General features: G+C 37.2%; 3 protein-coding genes. 2 read left to right on the forward strand and 1 reads right to left on the reverse strand.

Going from position 1 to position 2,830, the window contains the following annotated elements; all coding sequences use genetic code 11:
* Positions 1-69: 69 nt before the first annotated feature.
* Positions 70-240 carry an anti-repressor SinI family protein gene (locus V7164_RS25050; protein ID WP_335345954.1) on the forward strand — a complete coding sequence of 57 codons (171 nt, stop codon included), beginning with the start codon at positions 70-72 and terminating at the stop codon, positions 238-240.
* Here V7164_RS25050 and V7164_RS25055 read toward each other — a convergent pair.
* A complete protein-coding gene (locus tag V7164_RS25055) occupies positions 221-940 on the reverse strand; it encodes a response regulator transcription factor (protein ID WP_335355577.1) in 720 nt (239 codons plus the stop codon). The two genes, V7164_RS25050 and V7164_RS25055, sit on opposite strands and share 20 nt — an antisense overlap.
* Positions 941-1,248: 308 nt before the next feature.
* Here V7164_RS25055 and V7164_RS25060 point away from each other — a divergent pair, with 308 nt between their 5' ends.
* Positions 1,249-2,733: an aldehyde dehydrogenase family protein gene (locus V7164_RS25060; protein WP_335345956.1), complete on the forward strand. Its 1,485-nt coding sequence runs from the start codon at positions 1,249-1,251 to the stop codon at positions 2,731-2,733.
* Positions 2,734-2,830: the final 97 nt, after the last annotated feature.

Raw genomic sequence — 2,830 nt, forward strand, 5'->3', positions numbered from 1 at the left:
AATTTATACTGTACTTATAATATTTAATATATTCTAATTACTATATCAATTCTGTTAATGGAGGTTAATATGGAGCAATCTTTAAATAGTAGTACAATAGCTTCCGATAAAGCAATTCATGGAAAACTGGATAAAGAATGGCTATCCCTTATCATCAAAGCTAAATCAATGGGTGTTTCAATCACAGACATAAAAGAGTTTTTAAGAAATAATCCTTCAGCTATTCAAAGTCATCGTTAAATTTATACCCTATTCCTCTTACGGTTTGTACATATATGGGTTTTACTGGGTCAGGTTCAATTTTTTTTCTCAAGTTGCTAACGTGTACCATTACCGTACGATTGTCACCAAGACTGTCTTCACCCCATATTTGCTGAAAAAGTTGTTCCACACTATAAACTCTTCCAGCATTCTTAGCTAATAGGCATAATAATTGAAATTCTTTTGCTGGCAGTGAGATTTTTTCTCCACATTTTTGTACCACATGTCGATCTATATCTATTGTAAGGTCGGGAAATTGAAGAATATCGTTTTCCCGATTTTTCTTTTCGTTGCTGCTTTCGAAATCATTTTGTCTGATTCTTCTTAATTGCGCTTTAATTTTTGCAACTAATACTGCTGGGCTAAACGGTTTTGTTATATAATCATCCCCACCAATTCGTAAGCCTAGGATTTTATCAATATCGTCTTCTTTTGCACTTAAAAATATAATAGGCACATTTGATTTTTTCCGTAATGACTGGCATGTTTCAAATCCATCTACTACCGGCATCATTACATCCAATAAGATTAAGTCAAAATTTTTTCTCCCAAAAAGAAGCAGTGCTTTTTCCCCGTTATCTGCCAATGTAACATCATAGCCTTCATTATTTAAATAAAGATACAAGACCTCCCTAATATCACGATCATCATCTACAACTAAGATCTTTTCGGTCCGCATAAACATCCCTCCTTAATAGCGACCTTCTTCAATCCTTATTAGCTAAACGAGATTATTTCTATTAAAATCATTATAATTTTACTACAAAAATACTAAAAATTCCCTAAATTACCATTAAATATTGATCGCAATTCATTGTTTAGTAAAATTTGTAAGCATTCGTCGAACAGTGTCAGAATATTTGTAATGTTTATAGTTGATTATTAAACTATTAAATTGTTACCATTGTATTGTAGGTGTTCGCGAAAGAATTCTACTCAACATGGCATCATGAAATACATAAGACTACAATTCTAAGGAGGAGTTTTATGAGCCAATTAACAGTCAATTTATTAGAGAAGGTAGAAAAGTTCTTAAGCGGTAAAAAACATTTGTATATTAATGGAGAATTTGTAGAAAGCAAGTCTCAGAAAACATTTGAAACATATAATCCTGCCACTGGGGAGGTTCTTGCAAACGTATTCGAAGCTGGTCCAGAAGATATCGACCTTGCTGTGAAAGCTGCTAGAAAGGCTTTTGATGAAGGTCCATGGTCTAAGATGGGAACTGCAAAAAGAAGCAGACTCATGTATAAGCTAGCAGATTTAATGGAGGAAAATGCTGCTGAATTAGCACAATTAGAAACATTAGATAACGGAAAACCAATTCGTGAAACAACTAATGCTGATATTCCGCTAGCTGTTGAGCATATGCGTTACTATGCGGGCTGGTCTACGAAAATCGTTGGTCAAACCATTCCAGTAAATGGTCCATTCTTCAACTATACTCGTCATGAGGCTGTGGGAGTTGTCGGACAAATTATTCCATGGAACTTCCCTCTTCTAATGGCAATGTGGAAGATGGGAGCGGCACTTGCTACAGGCTGTACAATCGTACTTAAGCCAGCCGAACAAACGCCTCTTTCAGCATTATATTTAGCAGAATTAATTCAAGAAGCGGGCTTCCCTCCTGGTGTCGTCAATATTGTTGCAGGTTTTGGTGAAACAGCAGGCCAGCCGCTTGTTGATCATCCGCTAGTTGACAAAATTGCATTCACCGGCTCCACAGAAGTTGGAAAAATGATTATGGAAAGAGCTTCAAAAACGTTAAAAAGAGTCACTCTTGAACTAGGCGGAAAATCGCCTAACATCATTCTTCCAGATGCGGACTTATCAAAAGCCATCCCTGGTGCTTTAAATGGGGTTATGTTTAACCAAGGTCAAGTTTGCTGCGCTGGTTCTCGCGTATTTATACAGAAGAAGCATTTTGACAATGTTGTGGCAGATATGGCAAGCCATGCCAAAAATATTAAACAAGGTGCAGGTATTCATGCTGATACAGAGATTGGTCCGCTTGTCTCGATCGAACAGCAAAATCGTGTACTAGGTTATATCGAAAAGGGCATAAATGAAGGTGCCCAGCTTGTTGTTGGCGGTGAAAAGCCACAAGAACAAGGTTACTTTGTCTCCCCTACCATTTTCGCTGATGTTAGTGATGAGATGACAATTGCGAAGGAAGAGATTTTCGGACCTGTTATTTCTGCCCTTCCATATGATGATCTCGATGAATTAATTAATCGCGCGAATAGCAGTGAATACGGACTGGCAGCAGGTGTTTGGACTCGTGATGTCGCGAATGCACATTATATTGCCAATAAACTGCGTGCAGGTACAGTTTGGGTAAACTGCTACAATGCCTTTGATGCAGCTTCTCCGTTTGGCGGATACAAGCAATCCGGAATCGGCCGTGAAATGGGATCCTATGCATTAAATAACTACACTGAAGTGAAGAGTGTTTGGATTTCAATGAAATAATTAACTCGCTTAAAAAGCCAAAGGAATCGATTTCCTTTGGCTTTTCCAATTTTTAAAAATAAAACCTCCCACTCTATATCTATGTTCACATATTATC

Source organism: Bacillus sp. JJ1474 (assembly GCF_036965225.1).
GTDB lineage: Bacteria > Bacillota > Bacilli > Bacillales > Cytobacillaceae > Cytobacillus.